This window comes from Selenihalanaerobacter shriftii (assembly GCF_900167185.1).
In the GTDB taxonomy this organism is placed as follows: domain Bacteria; phylum Bacillota; class Halanaerobiia; order Halobacteroidales; family Acetohalobiaceae; genus Selenihalanaerobacter; species Selenihalanaerobacter shriftii.
In genome coordinates, this window is the sequence record NZ_FUWM01000003.1 from 255,305 (window position 1) to 275,059 (window position 19,755).

Genomic DNA, 19,755 nt, shown 5'->3' on the forward strand with positions numbered 1-19,755 from the left:
TTATCTTATTAAATTAATATACAACTCAGAGGAGATTTATTCATTATAAAATTGAGGAGTAAATTCAATTTTATTTCCCGGTTGATAATCTAATTGCATATAATCCTGAGGGTCTGAACTAATAACTTTAACTACTTTCCCTTTATCTATTTCCGTTTGATCAATTACCATTGTCACTCCATTAACCTCTACTTCTAATAGTTCCACCTCATTTTCTTCTTCTTCCGTAAATATCATATCACCAGGGATTATAGAATAATATACCATACTCTACCACCTCTACTCTTCATTATCTTCAATTACTGACTCAATTGATGAATCTAAGTCAGGTGATACTTTATCTGATGTAGCTAATTCATTAGATTCATTAGATTCTTTACCATCTTCACCAATCATACTATTTAATGATTTAATAGCTTGACTTAATCCACCTGTTCCATCAATAAGACCTTCCTTAACGGCTTCATCCCCAATTAATACTGTTCCTACATCTCTAACTAATTCACCAGTTTGAAACATTAATCTCCTGAAGTTTTCTTCTGTTATATCTGAATGCTTACTAACAAAATCAACAACCCTATCCTGCATCTTATCTAAATATTCATAAGTCTGTGGCACACCAATTACCATTCCAGTCAATCTTATAGGATGAATTATCATAGTAGCAGTTGGAGCAATAAAAGACTTATTAGTAGCTACTGCAATGGGAACACCAATGCTATGTCCGCCTCCTAATACTAAAGATACTGTAGGGATTGAAAGGCTACTTAACATCTCTGAAATAGCTAATCCAGCTTCTATATCTCCACCAACTGTATTTAGAATTAAAATTACACCTTTTATCTTAGGATTCTGTTCTATAGCAACTAATTGTGGAATTAAATGTTCATACTTAGTAGTTTTGTTCTTTGGCGGCAAATTCCTATGTCCCTCTATCTGACCTACAATATTTATACAATGAATATTGGATCCTGCATTGTCAGGTAAATCAGTCTGACCTAACTGTTTTAAGGTTTGTAAGGTATTCCCTTTTTGAGGAGATTTTTTTCCCTTCTTACGGCGACTAGGTTTGGAAGCGGGTTTTGCAATTCGAGAAGGGTTTATCCTCTGTCTATAATTATCATATCGAGTCAAAATAATCACTCTCCTGAGTAATAGTTTAATTTTAGTATGATTAAATCAAACTTATTTATACATTACCTCATTAAATAATTTATTTATAATATTTGTGAAGAATATAAAAAAGACAGATAGAAAGTATATACTTTCTATCTGTCTTAATAATTATACTTCCATAATAATTGGAAGTATCATTGGTCTCCGCTTTATTTTATGATAAATAAAGCTACCTAAAGCATTTTTAATTTTTGATTTTAAGACTGACCATTCTGTAACATTATTTTCTTCACATTCTTCTAATGCGTTCTCTACCCTACTTGTAGCAGCAGAAATTAACGCTTCTGATTCACGTACATAAACAAAACCACGAGAGATAATATCTGGACCAGCAACATTCTTTCCTTTTTTATCAATAGTTACAACAACAATTAAAATTCCATCTTGAGAGAGTAAACGACGGTCTCTTAAAACAATATTCCCTACATCTCCTACACCTAAACCATCTACTAAAACTCGACCAGCTTTAACTGAACCAGCAGTTTGACCATTGCTATTACTAAATTCTAATACATTTCCTGGCTCAGTTATAAAGATATTTTCTTCAGGAATTCCTACCTCTTTAGCTAGATTAGCATGTCGATGCAAATGACGGTATTCACCATGGACGGGAACAAAAAACTTAGGCTGTACTAAGTTCATCATTAATTTCAATTCTTCTTGGCTGGCATGTCCAGAAACATGAACGCCAGAAACTGACTCATATATAACTTCAGCTCCTCGCTTAAGAAGTTTATTAATAGTTCTTCCAACCGACCGTTCATTACCAGGAATTGCTCTAGCAGAAACAACAACTGTGTCACCATCTTGAATATTTATATGTCTATGGTCACCACGAGCCATCCTAGTTAAGGCTGCCATTGGTTCCCCTTGACTTCCAGTAGTTATTAATACAATCTTATCATCATTTAGACCACTTAAATCCTGCATATCTACTAACATACCATCAGGAATATTTAAATAACCTAACTCTTTAGCAATATGAACATTATTAATCATGCTTCTTCCTGTAACAGCAATTTTACGATTGTTTTCGAAAGCTGAATCTATAAATTGCTGAATTCTATCAATATTAGAAGCAAATGATGCAACAATAATTCTTCCCCTAGCATTACTAAATATTTCATCGATAGATTCACCGACTACCTTCTCTGACATAGTATATCCTGGCCGTTCTGCATTGGTACTATCAGAAAATAAAGCTAGTACACCTTCATCACCTAACTCTGCCAATCGGTGAATATCGGCCATCTGCCCATTAGTAGGGGTTTGATCAAATTTAAAATCACTAGCATATACTAAAACACCAGCAGGGGTATGAATTGCTAAAGCACAAGCATCAGCAATGCTGTGATTTACCCGAATAAATTCCACATTAAAATTTTGACCAATTTCTACTGAATGTCCTGGGTAAACATGCTTTAAATAAGAATCACTTAAGACACCATGTTCCTTTAACTTACCTCTTAATAAACCTAAAGTAAGTTTTGTCCCATAAACTGGAACATTAATCTCTTTTAAAATATAAGGCAAAGCCCCAATATGGTCTAGGTGCCCATGAGTAAGCACGATTCCTTTAATACGCTCTTGATTCTTTTTTAAATAAGTAATATCTGGAATTACTAGATCTATCCCTAATAGATCATCTTCTGGAAACATAATTCCAGCATCAACTATTAATATCTCATCTTCTACTTCAACTACCATCATATTCTTTCCGATCTCCCCAACCCCACCTAATGGAATTAAAGAAACATTATCTATTTGATTGTGATTATTCGACATTTAATTAATTAACACCTCCATAGTTTTTTTAATATTATCTCTCAATTATACTTTTAACTACTTTTTAATTTATTTAAAAGCCGATCCCGCTCTCAAGATCTAAAAAATAACAAAACCCGTCCCTAATTATCCTATTTATTATTATAAAGGATTTATCCCATTAAAACAAGGAAAAAAATAAAAAAGGCCAATATATCTCTCTTAAAAGATATATTGACCAATAAATAGATTTATAATAACTTAAATATATAATCTAATTTAATCTAATCCAATCTCTCCTGTTTCAGCATCTAGTGCATGACAGCTGACACAACCTGCTGTTCCACTCTTTACATCTGCTAGAAAATGATTTTCTTCAGGAGTTCCTACTAAATGCACCTCATGTAATATCTTACCAAAATTACTTGAGTGACAAGTCATACACTTTTCAGGTCCCTCATTACTTACCATAGAAGAAACATCAGCATGCTTCCCTTCTTTAGCCATAGCCTTAATTTCGTTCTTTAAATTATATTTACTATCCGGTTTATGGCAACTTACAGCACAACCCTTATTCTGTTTTACCATATCTTCAACTGATTTAGGACTACTAGCAAAAACTAGTGTAGTCATTAAAGTAATCATGACTGCAACCATTAATAAAATTAACAACGATTTTTTCATACCTACCCCTCCTAATAATAAACATCATTTTATAGATTTTTTATATTCCTTATGTATATTATTTCACATATAAATCATCATCAAAAGATGTCAAATGTCCTAATATTTTTGTGATATTTGTCCTATAATAAAATACAAGTTAAAAATGCTATAAACTTAGAAAACTAAGTTATAAATAAAAAAGGTGTGTAGTTAACTACACACCTTTAATCTTACACTAAATTATACTCTTTTAAAAGTACCTCTAATACTGCTTTTTCTTCTTGATCAATATCAGCTAAAGGCGGCCTAACCGGTCCCACTTTTTGCCCTAATAAGTTTAAAGAACATTTAACAGGTATTGGATTAGGAGTTATAAACATTTTGCCAAATAGTTCTCCTAATTCAGCATTTAAATCTGCTGCTTCCTTTACTTTACCAGCTTTATAAAGAGTAATCATTTCTTTAATCTGATTACCTACTAAATGGGAAGATACACTAATCACTCCAGTTCCTCCTATACTTAAAATAGGTAAAGTTAATCCATCATCACCACTATAAATCAAAAATTCATCATCTGTTAGACGATTAATAGTAGCCGCCTGCTCTACATCTCCACTGGCTTCTTTAATAGCTACTATGTTTTCAATTTCAGCTAACTTAGCCACTGTTTCAGGTTCAATATTTCTAGAAGTTCTTCCAGGAACATTATATAAAATCACTGGTAGGTCAGTTTCTTTAGCTACCATTTTAAAATGACGGTATAAGCCTGATTGAGGTGGTTTGTTATAATACGGAGTAACTAACATTACACCATCTACTCCTATTGCTTCTATCTTTTTAGTCATTTCTATACTAGCACTAGTTGAATAAGATCCAGTTCCTACAATAACTTTAGCTCTTCCACCTACTTCTTCCTTAACAGTTTTTACTAATTTAATCTTTTCATCTTTAGTTAAAGTCGGTACTTCACCAGTAGTTCCTAAGACTAATATTCCATCTGAACCATTTTCAACTAAGTAATTAGCTAGTTCTGCTGTAGCTTCATAATCAACTTCTAAATCAGTATTAAACGGAGTCACCATTGCCGTTATCACTTCACCAAATTCCATATTAAACCCCTCCATAAAATTAATCTGCTAAATTAAATTGATCATGTAATGCACATAGAGCCTTCTTTTCATCTTCTTTGTTAATTAAACAAGAAATAGTAGTATGTGAATCAGTTGTTTGATAAATGGATATATTATTACCATCTAAAGCTTTCGTTACCCGGGCCATTACTCCAGGAAGCCCAGTCATTCCTGCTCCTACAACGGAAACTTTAATCAAACTATTTCCTATTTCATAATTATATTCAGTTTCAGATAATACTTCTTCTGTCTTCTCTACCAAGCGTTCATCAATTATAAATGTAATCATCTCCGGTCGCACATTAATAAAGTCAACACTAATCCCTGTATTGGCTAAAACTTCAAAACAGCCTAAAGCAGTAGCATTCTCTTTTTCTGCTCGAGGAATAATTTTGACTAAACTAACATTAGTACGACTAGTAACTCCGGTTACTGGTCTATCTCCTTTTATATCTATTTCATTATTATGCTTAAATGCATTAGAAATAACAGTGCCTGAACTATCACTAAATGTAGATTTAATCATTAAAGGAACTCTTTCCCGCATAGCTATTTCTGCTGCTCGTGGATGGATGACTCGAGCTCCTTGATAAGCTAATTCACATGCTTCATTGTAAGTAACATGTTTTAAAGTCTTAGCATTAGGTACTAAATTAGGATCAGCTGTCATGACTCCTTCTACATCAGTATAAATCTCTACCATTTCTGCATGTAATGCAGCCCCTAATACACAAGCTGTTGTATCACTACCTCCTCTACCTAAAGTAGTTATATCACCATCCTTAGTAATACCCTGAAATCCAGCTACTATAGGTATTAAATTATCATCTAGTGTCTCTCTAATTTTAGTAGGTTTCACTTCTAAAATCCTAGTGTCCCCATAATTATCATCTGTTATAATACCGGCCTGAGCTCCTGTTAAAGATCTATAATCATACCCTCGAGCTTTTAATCCTTGCCCTATTATGACTGTAGAGATAATCTCACCACAAGACATTATAAGATCCTTATCTCTAGGATTAATATGCTCATAAGCACCTTCAGCTAAGCCAATTAAAGTGTCTGTAGCATAAGGGGCTCCTTCTCGTCCCATAGCTGATACAACAATTACTGGTCTATAGCCTTGATTAATACTATTAATCACCTTTTCAACGACCATTTGTCTCTTTTTTTCTGTATCTAAAGAAGATCCCCCAAATTTTTGAATTAAGGTATTTCGCATTCCCCCACCTCTCTTTCTAACTATAAAGCATTATTCTCAATTAATTTTTCAGCAATCTGAACTGTATTTAATGCTGCTCCTTTCCGTAGGTTGTTAGCTACAATCCAAAGGTTTAAACCTGCATCTATAGTATTATCCTTTCGAATTCTACCTACTAAGATATCATCTATTTCCTCTATTTGATTCTGCATTGGATAAACTAATTCTTCTGGATTATCAACTACCCTTACTCCTTCAGCAGCATCTAACAGTTCTTTTGCTTCTTTTACTTCTAATTCAGCCCCTAGCTCTAAATTAACGGATTCTGCATGACCAATTAATACTGGAATCCTTACTGTAGTTGCTGTTACTTTAATAGAATCATCACCCATAATCTTTTTAGTTTCATTAACCATCTTCATCTCTTCTTTAGTATAGCCATCATCAAAAAAGATATCAATATGTGGCAAAGCATTAAAAGCAATTTGGTGTGGATATACTTCAGCCTTAGCTTCTTTTCCTTCTAAAATACTCTTAGACTGTTCTAATAATTCATCCATAGCAGCTTTACCAGATCCTGAAACCGCTTGATAAGTCGACACTACAATTCTTTTAATCCCTACCTGATCGTAAATTGGTTTCAAAGCACCTACCATTTGAATAGTAGAACAATTAGGATTAGCAATAATACCTTTATGATTATTAATATCTTCTGGATTCACTTCTGGAACTACTAATGGTATTTCTGGATCCATTCTAAATGCACTACTATTATCAACTACCACTGTTCCCCTCTTAGCTGCTTCTGGTGCAAGTTTTTTACTAGCTGCACTACCAGCACTAAATAAAGCAATATCAATATCCTCAAATACTTCAGGAGTAGCTTCTATCGCCTCATATTCTACTCCATCCTCAGTAGTAAATGTTCCATCTTCTTTTTCTAATAATCTTAATTCATTATATGGAAGTCCTCTTTCTTGAACTATACTTAACATTTCTCTTCCTACTGCTCCCGCAGCACCGACTATCGCTACATTATATTTTCCCATAATTATTAATACCTCCTATACATTTTAGTGTATAAATTTATATTTAATCCATAATTAATAACATAATTAGTAAGTAACTATTCTTTTATATTAAACTCATTAATTATCACCATATAATTATTATATACCATTATATTCTATAATTACAGGCTGAATTTGCTTCTCATCTAAAGCATACTCTATAACTTCAGGAATTAAATCAATTCTAGCAATTAATGAATTAACTTTCTCTTGAGGATTATCTTGCCCAAAAGGAACAAAGTATATATTTTTAGTATTTAATAACTTACCTATATTCTGGGCATTATTCCCTAATCCATCATTAGTTGCTATTGCTATAACTACCGGCCTATCATTTCTTAAATGCGCTTTAATAGCCATTAAAACTGTAGTATCTGTGATTGCATTAGCAAGTTTAGCTACAGTATTTCCAGTACAAGGTGCTACTATTAATATATCTAAAAGCTTGCCTGGACCAATAGGTTCCGCTTCTATAATGTTAGTTCTTAACTCATTTCCTGTAATATCCTCTATTTTATTTATCCATTTATCTGTTGTACCAAACTTAGTATCTGTCTCTTGAACAACTTCAGAAATGATAGGATAAACTATTCCCCCCGCCTCTACTATTCTTTTTAATTGAGGGATGATTTTAGCTAAAGTACAGAATGAACCAGTAACTGCAAAACCTATTCTTTTACCCTTTAATTTCAAATATGCACACCTCCTTTGGAAGGTCAATATCTATAATTCTTCTATAATTAAACGTGGAATAACATCTCCTAAAATTTGACCAGCAGTCTTAGGGGCTACTTTTCCTGGTAAACCTAAACTCAGTATTGATTTAATACCTAATTCCTCTGCAGCGTCAAAATCTGTGCCACCAGGACTAGATGCTAGGTCGATAATTATAGCTTCCTGCTTTACTCTAGTTAAGATATCTCTAGTTAAGACCATTTTCGGAACAGTATTAAAAATAAAATCCATATCCGTAATGGTTACTTTTAACTCAGAAAAATCAACAGGGATAATTCCCATTTCTTTTGCTCTAGCTCTATCAGCTGGATTTCTAGCTACCCCATAAGTCTTACTTCCTAATCCAGCTAACATCCTAGCTTGAGTTAAGCCAACCCTACCTAAACCTAAAACCATGGATTTATTACTATGTAGTGTAATGTTTGATTCTTCCATTGCAACCTGAATTGCACCTTCAGCAGTAGGAATGGCATTAAGAATAGCTATTTCATCTAATTTGGCCATTTCAACCAGTTTTATATTATGTTTCTCACAATAATCTACTAACTTACCTCTAGCTATTCCAATAAAAAATAAAGTTCCAAATTCTAAATTAGCAAAGAATTCTTCTGTTAATTTGATCTCTTTATCAATAAAAGTAGCCTTAAGATATCCTGTTTCATCAGCACTGACCATAGGAGCAATAACTACATCAACATTATTAGTAACTTCTGATAACTCATCTTTTACTATAATATCTAAGTCTTCATCTGCAGGCATTCCTAAAGTTTTAATATGAGCTCCTGTAGCTACTAAGAGTTTAAGCATTCTTTGTTCACGTCTGTCCCCGCCTAAAACTGCTATTTTAGTTCCTTTTAATCCCGTTTTCATTTAATCCTCCTTCCTCGCAACTTTTCTAATCATTAATATTATATGGTTAACCTTCCAAAGTAGTGCTTGTCAACTTTAAAATTTCATTAAATTATCTAATCCATAAACTACTCCATCTATATTCTTTAGCTTGTCAATAGCTAATTTAACCCCTGGCATAAATGAACGACGATCAATCGAATCATGTCTAATCTTTAATGTCTGCCCTACTCCTCCAAAAATCACTTCTTGATGAGCAACTAAACCTGGTAAACGAACACTATGTATATTTAATCCTTCTTGCTCTCCACCACGAGCACCTGGAATCTTTTCTATCACATCTTTTTCAACCTTTTTGTTCTTTCTAACCTGATTAATCAATTCCGCTGTTTTAATTGCAGTCCCAGAAGGTGCATCTAACTTTTGATCATGATGTAATTCAATAATTTCTGCCTGGTCTAAATATTTAGCAGCCATCTTAGAAAACTCCATCATCAAAATAGCACCTATAGCAAAATTAGGAGCAATAATAATATTAGTTTCTGTCTCCATAGCTAATACTTCTAGATTTTCAATGTCTACTTCAGTAATCCCAGTCGTTCCTACTACCATATCAACCCCAGCTTCTAAACCAGTTTTGATATTCTCCATTACTACCTGAGGAGTTGTAAAATCTACAATAACATCCGGAGATTTGTCTGCAATAGCTAACTTTAAATCAGTTTCAATCTCTACCTCCCCTGATAAACTCAATAACTCACCAATATCCTCATCTACATCTACTAAATCAACTGCTCCTGCTAACTCTAAGTCTTCTTTTCTATCTATTAACTTTACTACTTCTTCTCCCATCTTTCCTCTAGCACCATTTACTAATACTCTTTTCATATCTTTTTTACAGCTCCTTTCTAATTTAGGTAATTAATATTTAATAACCACCTACTTATGATTAATAATTATAACTTATAATAATCAAAAAATGATTGGCAAGAACACCAATCATTATAAATATACAGGTTTATAACGATTAAGATAGTCCTCCACCAGTTTAGCTGATGACAGTCTTAAAGTTATTAACTTTAAGCCCAACCTAAATTCAATGTACCAAATTGAATCTAAATTTCGGCAATGACCCCTTTCTTTAAAGAAAAATTGGCCTTAACTCTTTAAATACTAATAATCACTGCTCCTCAACCTCAATCTTATTCAGATTTTAATATAATTTTTAATTCTCTTTTATTTTCTAACAAATTATATTAAATGTCAAGTCTAAATAGAAAAAGGAGAGAAATTATTTCTCTCCTTTTAAATTATTTATTTAATATAATTCAACATCTACAGCACCATTTCGCTGCATAATAGCCGCTATTTCAGCTGTATCTTCTTCATTCTCAGCTCCTTCAAATACAGCCAACATATTACCTCTACGAATATGATCTTCATAATCTTGACTAACTTCTTCTGGAATCCCATAATCAACTAAGGCTCCAGCTAGTCCACCAGCCACTGCTCCACTTAAACCAGCAGCAATTGGACCAGCAGCAACAATAGCGCCAATTCCAGGGATAGCCAAGGCCCCGGCTCCAGCCAATAAACCAGCAACACCCCCAAAAGTCCCACCAGCCGCAGTTCCATCAGTTAAATTTTGTTCTTGAAAATTCATTTCTGTGCCGCCAACATCCTTTTGAGCCGCATAATTTCCTTCTCTATCATAGACTGATTCACCGTAATCATCTCCATAGTAGCCACCTTCTCCATACTCTTCTTCATCCTTATGCAGTTCCCCAGTAGCATTTTGAGCCTGTTTAGCTACTAAAGATATCTCCTGTTCTTCATAGCCAGATTTCCTAATTTCATTGACTGCTCTCTCTGCTTGATCTCTTTGATTAAAAACACCTATTACAGATGCCATAAAATATTTAACCTCCTTTGATATCTTTAAAATTAACATATCCAAAAGCTAAGGAGGATATTCTAAAACCACATTTACATAGAAGCACGCTGTGGTTGTAAATCATTCTCTAAATCTACAATAATTACTTCTGTTCCAACCTTTTTCACTGCTTGCCAAGGAATTATCAAGTACTTTTCTTCACTGAAGACACTTAATAAACCACCTTGATTTGGAATAATAATTGATTCGACATCTCCACTATTAGAATCCAAAATCAATTCACTTTCACCTATTATCCCTAATCTACATCCATCATACATATTTATAATCTCTTTTCCTTGTAATTCACTTAATTTCATTTTAATACCTCCTGATAACCTATTCTTATAATATTCTATGCAAAGATTTCAGAAGGTATTAAAAGATCCAAGGTTAATCTAAAATTCCTGTATGCCCAAAGCCGCCTTCACCTCTAACTGTATTAGATAATTCATCTACTTCTTCCCATCTAACTTCTTCATATTTTTGAATAATTAATTGAGCAATTCTTGCTCCTTTATTGACTCTAAAAGACTCTTTACCATGATTAATTAAAGGAACTCCAATTTCACCACGATAACCAGGATCAATTACACCATCAGCATTTAAAACTGTAACCCCATAATTAACAGCTAAACCACTTCTAGGATTAACAAATCCCGCATAACCACGTGGTAATTCAATCGCTATTCCTGTCTTAAACATTCTATATTCACCAGGTTCTAAAACTCCTTCTTCTCTAGAACAAAGATCTAAACCAACATCTTCTCCTGGATGCTTATATTCTGGTAGAGATATTGAATCATCTAGGCGTTTAATTTTAATTTTCATATTTAGTTTCCTCCATTATCTAGTTTAGTATGAAATTAACCTTAAAATAAAAATCATCAAAATATTATATGATAATAAAACAAAAAGGTTATATTGAAAAAATTATTTTATAGAGAAATATAACCTTTTTGTAACCAATTCCTTATATGCTTTTAATTTAATTCATTAAAAAAAAATTTATTCCTGCCTTTTGCCTAATATTTTAATTACTACTTGTCGTCCATAAACACTACCCTTAATTATTATTGGAAAAGAATATTGATTATAAAATTTAAAATCTAATATTTCCCACACAACTGCTGCATCTTGACCTTTAGGTACATATCTAACCGGTTTAGAATGAGGGGATCGTTCGACCACTTTCAAATCGGCTTCTTGCACAGCATTATACAAAGTACTAGAAGTTTGACAAATGCCTCCACCTACTCCTGGCATAACAACTCCATTAAAGAATACTGGTGCTTCTTGATAACCTCGTTTTTTAGTTCGAGGACCTACTACTTCATTAAACGAAAAAATTTCTTCAGATAAAACTAAGGTATTATTAATGCTTTTAGTAGCTAACCTAATATTCTTAACTCTACTTGAACTCCCACCTATAGAAGTACGATAAATACCTATTACTTCTGTAACTTCTTTCAAGACTTCTTTAGTCATATAAGGTCTAACTTTATAAATATTTGGACTTACTTCAGTATTTGCTTCAGCAGCCATAATTTCATTTGCAGTACTTTCTACATCTAAAATTATTCCTAGCCGTTCAGCATTTATCTTGCCGGTTTTAGAATCTATTGTCGCTTCTTTACTCCAGATTCGCTTTTCAATGGCGTCTTCTGTTATCCGTTGATAAACTTCTTTTCGAAAAAAATATTCCATCTTTTCTCCTTGATAAGTAACTCCTGGTTTTACTCCATATAATTTCCTAGTTATCTTTTCTAACATTAAATTAGTAATCAAAAAAAATAATATTATTATTAAAATGACTGCTATAATCAAATTGCAATTAATAATCTGAACTCGAAATTTCTTTAACATTTAATCACCCTGTCCCATTAACAACTGAGTTACCGTTACTAATTCATATCCTTCCTTTCTTAATTTGTCTATCATGGTTGGTAAAGACTTAGCAGTTGGTGCAGTAGGATGCATTAAGACAATTCCTCCATTACTAGCTTTTTTAGTTATTCTACTTATTATTACCTCTGGGGCAGGACGTTGCCAATCAATAGTATCAGCTGTCCAAAGGATCGTTCTATATCCTAAGTCATCAGCTATCTTTACTACTCTATCATTATATTCTCCATAAGGAGGAGCAAATAATTTAGTTTGATGACCAGTTACTTCAATCAATAACTCTTCATTCTTTTTAATTAAATTTGTCAAAGCCTGTTTGGATAACTGATTAGGATGCGAGTGACGATAACCATGATTTCCTATCTCATGCCCGCCTTCAGCTATTTGTTTAGTTAATTCTGGAAACTTTTCTACCCATCTTCCTATAAAGAAGAAAGTAGCTTTAACCTCTTTTTCTTTTAATACTTTTAACATTTGTGGTATATGTTCCTGTCCCCAAGCTACATTAATAGTCAAAGCCATCTCTGCTTTATCTTCTGACCCATGATAATATGGTTTTACTTCATTAAATACCGGCTCTACTTCATTCATAAAACTATTAGCTAAAAAGCTAATAGCTATCAATAAAAATAATATCCCTAATAAAACTCCACGATGCAAAGGTATAAAATAAAACTTAATCTTTTTATTAAACACTTAGTCCACCCTCCCTGGATTGATTCTACGTTTTTGAACTCCAGAATGGCTCTCAATATAATAATTATCTTTATATACTAATTCCGAAAGCTTAACTACTTCATATCCTTTTGCCTTTAATTTTGGTAATAATACTTCTAATGCATCAGCTGTATGCAAACCATTATTATGCATTAAAATGATATCACCTGGCCCTATTTTCTTTGAAATACGATCTGTAATTACATCAGCTCCTGGTTCTTTCCAGTCCAAGGAATCTATACTCCATTGGATTGTTTGAAAGTTTAAATCTTTTGCTACATTAATTACTTTATTACTATATTCACCAAACGGTGGTCTAAATAATTTTGGCTGTTCACCTACTAGATTTTTTATTAATTGCTGATTTCTAACTAATTCTTCTTCTATTTCTTCTTTGGTTAAAGAATTTAAATGAGGGTGACTATAGGTATGATTTCCAATTTCATGTCCATTATCAACTATCTTTTTAGCCATATCTGGATAATCCTCTAACCAATTACCGCCAAAAAAGAAAGTAATTTGTATATCGTTTTCTTTGAAAATCTCTAATAATCGTGGAGTATATTTCGCTCCCCACATACCATCTAAAGTAATAGCTACTTTTTTCTTTCGCGTGTCAACCTTATAAACAGGAACTAATCTGTCTGAGGTCAGCATCATCACCTGCTTACTCAAATTCGGGCTTAAATTTCCTAAAAGAAAGATTCCTATTCCAATAATTAAAGTTAACATAAACGCAATTCTTTTTGAAAGATATAAACTCATCATTAATTCCTCCTTATAATGACCATCCCTGCTAACTACTTATTCATAACAGAGTTTAAATATACCTAGAATATATACTGGTAAATTTTACTGAACATATTTTCTTTAGAATTTAATATAATTTTATAGATAGACACACAAGGAGCTTAAAAGATGAAAAGAACTAGTTTTTTAATTATTACTAAACAAAAGTTAATTATTGGAATTGCTATCCTCTTCTTTATTTGTAGTATATTTGCCAGCGGTATCACTCAAAATAATAATTATTCAACGTTAGAAAAGAGAATCATAATAGATGCTGGTCATGGTGGGATAGACACAGGCACTCGTAATAACGGTACTCATGAAAAGGATATTAATTTATCAATAGCTAAACATTTAGCTAATTACCTAAATAAAGGTAACATGAAAATAATAATGTCTCGTGCAAGTGACTCTTTATACCAGAATAATCGGAATAAAGATATTATATATAGAGCTAAATTAGCTAATCAAGAAAATACTGACTTATTTATTAGCATACACGTTAATAGTTTTCCAAGTACTAAATCCTTCGGTGGTCAAACTTTCTATACCCCAAACTCAGCAAAAAGCAAAAAGCTTGCTAAATTTATCCAAAAAGAATTGATTGCTATTCAACCCAAAAATTATCGTCAAGTGAAACCTGGAGCATTTTATGTGTTAGAAAGGACTAAAATGCCAGCAGTTTTAGTAGAAGTAGGCTTTTTAAGTAATCCTGAAGACTATCAGCGCTTAACTAATAACAAAACTAGAAAAAAGATTGCTAAAGCTATTGAACAAGGTATTATTAATTATCTAAATAGCAATTTACATTTACCTCCATCTAACAAGGAGAAACCAGCCTCTTTAACTAATAATTATCCAAAAGAAAAAATTACAATTGATAATAATTTTAAACTTTATTTTGCTGAAGCTAATAATAATCAAGAAAGCTTAACTCCTGTTGCAAAAGAGATCCCTGTTACTAAAATATTTACTAATAATCAATCTTTAATAGAAAACATTGCTTATAGATCTTTACTGGATTTAATCTCTGGACCTAAACCTAATTCAAATCTCTATCCAGTAATACCACCAGAAACTAAATTATTAGGGATTGAAGTGAAGAATGACATAGCTTATGTTAATTTTAGTGAAGAATTGACAACTAATCATTGGGGAGGAAGTACCAGTGAAATCTTAACTGTCTCTTCTATCGTAAAAACCTTAACTCAATTTTCTGAGATTGAAAAGGTTCAAATTCTGATTTCTGGTAAGAAAATAAAATCGATCAATGGGCATCTCCTCCTTAATAATGCTATAACTAAGAAAGACCTCCCTCTTTAATTGAGGCAGGTCTTTCTTAGTTATACTTATTAAATTTTAAATTATTTGGCAAATACATGATCTCCAATCTTAACAATAGTATCTCGAGTTGATAACCACCATAAAGTCTTTGCGGTTTTGGGATTATAAAAATATACTGCTCCTCGAGAGGGATCTTGTCCAGCTAAAGCAGCTTTAGCTGCCTGATAAGCCGTCCAATTAGGTTTAATGTTAATCTGACCATTACTCACAGGACTAAATTGCCCTTTTTGATATATAACTGATCTTATAGTATCTGGAAAATAATCATCTACTACTCGATTTAAAACCACAGCTCCTACTGCAACCTGTCCAATGTATGACTCTCCTCTTGCCTCACCACTAATTAATCTGGCTAACAAGTCTAATTCTTCACGTGATATTGTCTTTGAAATTACTTGTTTCGGAGTTAAATTATTAATCGGTAAAGCTATTTGATCTCCTATTTTTATTATATCACTCTCTTTTAAATCATTTAATTTTTTAATTACTGCTACTGAAGTATTAAACTCTTGCGCTAATTCATAAATAGTATCTCCTGATTTAATATAATAGTCCAAAGTTCTAAGGTTTGAAACATCTATATTTTCAGTAGAATCTTTATTTATCTTAATAATCACCTTACCAGTATTATTGCTTTTTAACTTATAATTATTATTACTATTATCTTCATATAATTCAGCTAATAATTTACTATTATCTGTATTCTTTTTATCATCCTTTATTTCATACTTTTGAGGAATTATAATTTCTTCCCCGGCTTTAATCTGTCTATCTTCTAAATTATTTACTTCCTTTAATTTATCCACTGAAGTACCAAATTCTCTAGCAATCCCAATTAAAGTGTCCCCTGATTGAACTTTATAGTAAAGTTCAAATTTAGGAGAAGCAATTCCTATACTCCCTAACATAAGTAATAAAATAGATAAAATAAGAAAAACCATAACTAATCTCTTCTGACGCATACCCATCCTCCTAGTTGTCAAATTAATATAAATTGTTTAACTCATACTCTTATTTCGCGATTCTATATTTCAATTCCTGTTTTAATCTTTAAATTCTTTAATTTTTTTAAAAAGGTGACTAGATTTATCAACTACTATCTGACAACCCTGGGGAATAGAATTAATAAAATTCTTACCATATCTCTTAGTAATAATTCTTTTATCTAAAACAATAACTGACCCTTGGTCATTATTAGTTCTAATTAATCTGCCAAATCCTTGTTTAAATTTAATTACTGCTCTTGGTAACATATATTCCCTAAAAGCATTTCTACCTTCATCCTGTAATTCCTCTACTTTAGCTTCTATAATTGGATCAGTCGGAACTTCAAAAGGTAACTTTACAATAATTACTGAACTCAATTGTTCACCAGGAATATCAATTCCTTCCCAAAAACTAGCTGTCCCAAAAATCACTGGTGCCATTTCCTGTTTGAAATCCTTTACTAATAAGTGTCTAGACTTCTCCCCTTGCCGATATAAACTTAGTTTTGTCTCTTCTAACTGAGGCTTTAATTTATAATAAAATTGATTTAACATCCCATAAGAAGTAAATAAAACTAAGCTCCGTCCTTGATTTTCAATTAACAACTCTTTTAAGATATTTAATGCTTGAGAGGTAAACTCTGGACTATATGGTTCTCTAAGGTCAGTAGGAATCCCTAACATAGCTTGTTCTTGATAATTAAATGGGTCTCCTGTTCTTAATTCCGCTACTAAATCCTCATCTAATCCTAATCTATCTCTAATATAATTAAAGGATTTATCAATAGTTAAAGTAGCTGAAGTAAATATAATAGAATCCATTTCAATTAAAAGATTATCTCTAAATTCATTAGATATATTAATCGGAGCTGAATTCAAACTGCATTTTACTTGATCCTTACTATTTCTACTTATATCTAACCAATCTACTCTTTCTGAATCATTTTCATTTATGACTGTGTCAAGTATTTTACTCATCTCTTTTAAACGACCTATCTTAGACACTAAATCCACTAATAAACCTTCATAATCTTCAATATCTGCATCAGCCAATAATTCAATCTTATTTTGTAATCCAGATAATTTTCGATTAAGCTGATTCATTGCTACCAACAAATTCTCTGTTTCATCTTCTATTCGCTGCCATTCTTCAACTTCTATTATCTCTTCTTTTAATCTTAACTTACTCTCTTTTTCTTCTTTAGATTCTAATTGCTCCTTAAATTCAACTAAAAGATTAAAAAAAGTATTAGCCCTATCGGTAGTCTTTAAAACTTGAGGTTGCAAAATATTATCTATCATTCTTTGAATCTCTATTCTAAAATCTTTATCAATCTTATCACGAGCTTGATTAATTTTAAATCTTGTTTCCATTAAAAAACCTTGTATACCCTTTTTGGCCTTCTGAGGATGTAATTTATGCAAAAACTTTAGTAAATGTTGTTTACTAAGTCTATCACCTAAATAACTAGTAGCAACTTCCTCAATATTATGAGCTTCATCCAAAATAACATGTTTATATTTAGGCAAAACTGCCACTTCTAAATCCATTCCCTCTTCTTTACGGACTGCGATATCTGAAAACAATAGGTGATGATTAACAACTAAAATATCAGCTTTAATACTCTTTAATCTGGCCTTAGTAAAGAAACAATCACCATGATGATGACAATTACTCCTTAAACAAGTGTCACTTTCAGAAGCAACCCGTTCCCAAACTGAATATTCTGGTTGAAATACTAATTCAGAACGACACCCAGTCTTCGCATCATTAGCCCAATCTAATAATTTTAAGTATGATTCACGTTCTTTATTCTCTAAAACCTGATCGGCTAATTCCTGAAGACTATATAACTTCCTTAAACAGACATAATTTCTCCTCCCTTTAACTAAAACAGCATTAAATTCTATATCTAATGCTTTCTTTAAAAGAGGAATATCCTTCTTTATTAACTGCTCTTGAAGATTAATAGTATTAGTAGAAACAACTACTTTCTGATCATTCTCGACTGCCCAATAAATACTTGGAATCAAGTAAGCTAAAGACTTGCCAGTACCGGTTCCAGCTTCTACTAATAAATGGGTTCTTCGATTAAATGCCTTACTAATAACCTCAGCCATAGTCTGTTGTTGATACCTATATTCATATTGAGCCAATGTCTGATCTAATAAATTATCAGCTACAAAGATCTCACTGATCTCCTCTACATCTAAATCTGTTATCTCTAATTCTAAACTAGGTTCAACTACTACATAAAGATCATCTACTTTATTATTAATAATAATAGCTCCTATGCCTTGTGCTCCAAATTTAGCTGCTAAATTAAGATCAGGCTGGGAAGGACTCAAATTACCGCTAGGATGATTATGAATCATTACCTCTCCTGGGCTTAACTTAGTAGCTGGAGCTGGAACAGCCACCTTATTACCTCTAGCTACCACCTCAATTTCATTGATTAGTGGCTCCTCCCCTGTTAAACGTCCAATACAATATACTTCTTGTCCAGCTACTTCTTTAATTTTCTCTTTTAATTTATCTTGGGCTTTAGATGTGAAATAGTCTTCTATTAGCATTAAATCCACCTCAAAATTATTCTACTAAATTTTCAATCTGTTTTAAGTTAAACTCATCATTACCATTTTCATCAATTGGAGTTTCAATAATAAATACCTTATCATGTAAATTGGAATGATTAACTAACCTTTTAAAACCATCTACCCCTATCTTCCCTTGACCTATATGATAATGACGGTCTGTATTATTTCCTAATTCTCCTTTAGAATCATTAGTATGAATTACTTCCAGATTATCAATTCCAAAAGTCTCATCGATTTCATTTAAAAGCTTAATTAAACCTTCTTTCTCACTTAAATCGTAGCCAGCTGCAAAAGCATGGCAAGTATCTAAACAGACTCCTACTTTACCCGATTGAATGCCTACTCTCATTTTAAATAACTCTTCAATATTAGCTCCTATCTCAGTACCAGCCCCAGCTACATTTTCTAATAATAATTTTACTTTAGGATTAGCTTCAGCAATAACTTCTTTTAATGCTTGATTAATTCTATTAATCCCTGCTTCAATCCCTGAACCAGTATGGTTCCCTGGATGTAAAACTAAATAATCAGCATTTAAACAATCTGCTCGTTTGATATCATCTTTAAGTGCATCTTTTGATTTTTGATACAACTCATCTTTAGGAGTAGCTAAATTAATTAAATAATTGACATGGACAACTACTGCCTCAAACATCTCATCTTTAACTTTAGTTTTGAATAATTCAACTTCTTCTTCTTTTAAAGTCTTTCCTTTCCAACCTCTAGGATTCTTCGCAAAAATTTGGAATGCATTTGTTTCTAAATCTTTAGCTCTATCTACTGCTTTATCTATACCACCAGCAATTGATACATGGGCACCTAATTTCATCTATTTCACCTTCCTCTAGAATGCATGTTCGATTATAAAGCTTAAAAAACATAAACTAGAATA

General features: G+C 32.2%; 20 protein-coding genes and 1 riboswitch. Of the genes, 1 reads left to right on the forward strand and 19 read right to left on the reverse strand.

All coding sequences use genetic code 11. The annotated features are described in order from the left end of the window. Nucleotides 1-36: 36 nt before the first annotated feature. The 16 genes from B5D41_RS01235 to B5D41_RS01310 form a co-directional block, all read right to left on the reverse strand. Nucleotides 37-267, reverse strand: coding sequence for a YlzJ-like family protein (locus tag B5D41_RS01235; protein ID WP_078808775.1), 231 nt, complete (start codon nt 265-267; stop codon nt 37-39). A gap of 12 nt (nt 268-279) precedes the next feature. After that, on the reverse strand, nt 280-1,134 hold the full coding sequence (locus B5D41_RS01240) for a ClpP family protease (RefSeq protein ID WP_078808776.1): 855 nt from the start codon (nt 1,132-1,134) through the stop codon (nt 280-282). A 150-nt stretch (nt 1,135-1,284) separates the two neighbouring features. Continuing rightward, complete coding sequence (locus tag B5D41_RS01245) at nt 1,285-2,961, reverse strand: ribonuclease J (protein ID WP_078808777.1); 1,677 nt, start codon at nt 2,959-2,961, stop codon at nt 1,285-1,287. 258 nt (nt 2,962-3,219) lie between these two features. Next, the gene (locus B5D41_RS01250) at nt 3,220-3,624 is read right to left on the reverse strand and encodes a hypothetical protein (protein ID WP_078808778.1); all 405 of its coding nucleotides are present in this window, start codon (nt 3,622-3,624) and stop codon (nt 3,220-3,222) included. A gap of 212 nt (nt 3,625-3,836) precedes the next feature. After that, entirely contained in the window at nt 3,837-4,715 is an 879-nt protein-coding gene (gene dapA / locus B5D41_RS01255; protein WP_078808779.1) for a 4-hydroxy-tetrahydrodipicolinate synthase, read from the reverse strand. Nucleotides 4,716-4,734: 19 nt separating this feature from the next. Beyond that, a complete protein-coding gene (gene dapG / locus B5D41_RS01260; RefSeq protein ID WP_078808780.1) occupies nt 4,735-5,958 on the reverse strand; it encodes an aspartate kinase in 1,224 nt (407 codons plus the stop codon). Between the two features lie 20 nt (nt 5,959-5,978). Further along, on the reverse strand, nt 5,979-6,986 hold the full coding sequence (locus tag B5D41_RS01265) for an aspartate-semialdehyde dehydrogenase (RefSeq protein WP_078808781.1): 1,008 nt from the start codon (nt 6,984-6,986) through the stop codon (nt 5,979-5,981). 120 nt (nt 6,987-7,106) lie between these two features. After that, complete coding sequence (locus B5D41_RS01270) at nt 7,107-7,700, reverse strand: dipicolinate synthase subunit B (RefSeq protein WP_078808782.1); 594 nt, start codon at nt 7,698-7,700, stop codon at nt 7,107-7,109. Nucleotides 7,701-7,730: 30 nt separating this feature from the next. After that, entirely contained in the window at nt 7,731-8,612 is an 882-nt protein-coding gene (gene dpsA / locus B5D41_RS01275; RefSeq protein WP_078808783.1) for a dipicolinate synthase subunit DpsA, read from the reverse strand. Between the two features lie 75 nt (nt 8,613-8,687). Further along, the gene (gene dapB, locus B5D41_RS01280) at nt 8,688-9,479 is read right to left on the reverse strand and encodes a 4-hydroxy-tetrahydrodipicolinate reductase (protein ID WP_078808784.1); all 792 of its coding nucleotides are present in this window, start codon (nt 9,477-9,479) and stop codon (nt 8,688-8,690) included. Between the two features lie 137 nt (nt 9,480-9,616). Next, a riboswitch (Lysine riboswitch) is annotated at nt 9,617-9,793 on the reverse strand. A 116-nt stretch (nt 9,794-9,909) separates the two neighbouring features. Further along, complete coding sequence (locus B5D41_RS01285; protein WP_078808785.1) at nt 9,910-10,503, reverse strand: hypothetical protein; 594 nt, start codon at nt 10,501-10,503, stop codon at nt 9,910-9,912. A 74-nt stretch (nt 10,504-10,577) separates the two neighbouring features. Continuing rightward, nucleotides 10,578-10,844, reverse strand: a complete 267-nt coding sequence (locus B5D41_RS01290; RefSeq protein ID WP_078808786.1) for a YlmC/YmxH family sporulation protein — start codon at nt 10,842-10,844, stop codon at nt 10,578-10,580. Nucleotides 10,845-10,917: 73 nt separating this feature from the next. After that, entirely contained in the window at nt 10,918-11,355 is a 438-nt protein-coding gene (dut, locus tag B5D41_RS01295) for a dUTP diphosphatase (protein ID WP_078808787.1), read from the reverse strand. A 177-nt stretch (nt 11,356-11,532) separates the two neighbouring features. Beyond that, nucleotides 11,533-12,390 carry a VanW family protein gene (locus B5D41_RS01300; protein ID WP_078808788.1) on the reverse strand — a complete coding sequence of 286 codons (858 nt, stop codon included), beginning with the start codon at nt 12,388-12,390 and terminating at the stop codon, nt 11,533-11,535. Beyond that, entirely contained in the window at nt 12,391-13,125 is a 735-nt protein-coding gene (locus B5D41_RS01305; protein WP_078808789.1) for a polysaccharide deacetylase family protein, read from the reverse strand. After that, entirely contained in the window at nt 13,126-13,911 is a 786-nt protein-coding gene (locus B5D41_RS01310; protein WP_078808790.1) for a polysaccharide deacetylase family protein, read from the reverse strand. Between the two features lie 153 nt (nt 13,912-14,064). On the opposite strand from B5D41_RS01310, the gene B5D41_RS01315 reads away from it, so the two are divergent. After that, entirely contained in the window at nt 14,065-15,258 is a 1,194-nt protein-coding gene (locus tag B5D41_RS01315; RefSeq protein ID WP_078808791.1) for an N-acetylmuramoyl-L-alanine amidase, read from the forward strand. Nucleotides 15,259-15,299: 41 nt separating this feature from the next. Here B5D41_RS01315 and B5D41_RS01320 read toward each other — a convergent pair whose 3' ends face one another. The 3 genes from B5D41_RS01320 to B5D41_RS01330 all read right to left on the reverse strand — a co-directional run bounded on the left by B5D41_RS01320 (nt 15,300) and on the right by B5D41_RS01330 (nt 19,692). Further along, nucleotides 15,300-16,241 carry a cell wall hydrolase gene (locus tag B5D41_RS01320; RefSeq protein WP_078808792.1) on the reverse strand — a complete coding sequence of 314 codons (942 nt, stop codon included), beginning with the start codon at nt 16,239-16,241 and terminating at the stop codon, nt 15,300-15,302. 81 nt (nt 16,242-16,322) lie between these two features. Then, complete coding sequence (locus tag B5D41_RS01325; RefSeq protein WP_078808793.1) at nt 16,323-18,839, reverse strand: ATP-dependent DNA helicase; 2,517 nt, start codon at nt 18,837-18,839, stop codon at nt 16,323-16,325. 16 nt (nt 18,840-18,855) lie between these two features. Continuing rightward, on the reverse strand, nt 18,856-19,692 hold the full coding sequence (locus B5D41_RS01330) for a deoxyribonuclease IV (protein ID WP_078808794.1): 837 nt from the start codon (nt 19,690-19,692) through the stop codon (nt 18,856-18,858). Between the last annotated feature and the right edge of the window lie 63 nt (nt 19,693-19,755).

Excerpts from the sequence above, each read along its gene's own strand:
- B5D41_RS01320 (WP_078808792.1), bottom strand. The coding sequence starts at position 16,241 with ATGCGTCAGAAGAGATTAGTTATGGTTTTTCTTATTTTATCTATTTTA.
- B5D41_RS01245 (WP_078808777.1), bottom strand. The coding sequence starts at position 2,961 with ATGTCGAATAATCACAATCAAATAGATAATGTTTCTTTAATTCCATTA.
- B5D41_RS01315 (WP_078808791.1), top strand. The coding sequence starts at position 14,065 with ATGAAAAGAACTAGTTTTTTAATTATTACTAAACAAAAGTTAATTATT.
- B5D41_RS01325 (WP_078808793.1), bottom strand. The coding sequence starts at position 18,839 with ATGCTAATAGAAGACTATTTCACATCTAAAGCCCAAGATAAATTAAAA.
- B5D41_RS01265 (WP_078808781.1), bottom strand. The coding sequence starts at position 6,986 with ATGGGAAAATATAATGTAGCGATAGTCGGTGCTGCGGGAGCAGTAGGA.
- B5D41_RS01330 (WP_078808794.1), bottom strand. The coding sequence starts at position 19,692 with ATGAAATTAGGTGCCCATGTATCAATTGCTGGTGGTATAGATAAAGCA.
- dapB (WP_078808784.1), bottom strand. The coding sequence starts at position 9,479 with ATGAAAAGAGTATTAGTAAATGGTGCTAGAGGAAAGATGGGAGAAGAA.
- dapA (WP_078808779.1), bottom strand. The coding sequence starts at position 4,715 with ATGGAATTTGGTGAAGTGATAACGGCAATGGTGACTCCGTTTAATACT.
- dpsA (WP_078808783.1), bottom strand. The coding sequence starts at position 8,612 with ATGAAAACGGGATTAAAAGGAACTAAAATAGCAGTTTTAGGCGGGGAC.
- B5D41_RS01300 (WP_078808788.1), bottom strand. The coding sequence starts at position 12,390 with ATGTTAAAGAAATTTCGAGTTCAGATTATTAATTGCAATTTGATTATA.
- B5D41_RS01250 (WP_078808778.1), bottom strand. The coding sequence starts at position 3,624 with ATGAAAAAATCGTTGTTAATTTTATTAATGGTTGCAGTCATGATTACT.
- B5D41_RS01310 (WP_078808790.1), bottom strand. The coding sequence starts at position 13,911 with ATGAGTTTATATCTTTCAAAAAGAATTGCGTTTATGTTAACTTTAATT.
- dut (WP_078808787.1), bottom strand. The coding sequence starts at position 11,355 with ATGAAAATTAAAATTAAACGCCTAGATGATTCAATATCTCTACCAGAA.
- B5D41_RS01285 (WP_078808785.1), bottom strand. The coding sequence starts at position 10,503 with ATGGCATCTGTAATAGGTGTTTTTAATCAAAGAGATCAAGCAGAGAGA.
- dapG (WP_078808780.1), bottom strand. The coding sequence starts at position 5,958 with ATGCGAAATACCTTAATTCAAAAATTTGGGGGATCTTCTTTAGATACA.
- B5D41_RS01235 (WP_078808775.1), bottom strand. The coding sequence starts at position 267 with ATGGTATATTATTCTATAATCCCTGGTGATATGATATTTACGGAAGAA.
- B5D41_RS01290 (WP_078808786.1), bottom strand. The coding sequence starts at position 10,844 with ATGAAATTAAGTGAATTACAAGGAAAAGAGATTATAAATATGTATGAT.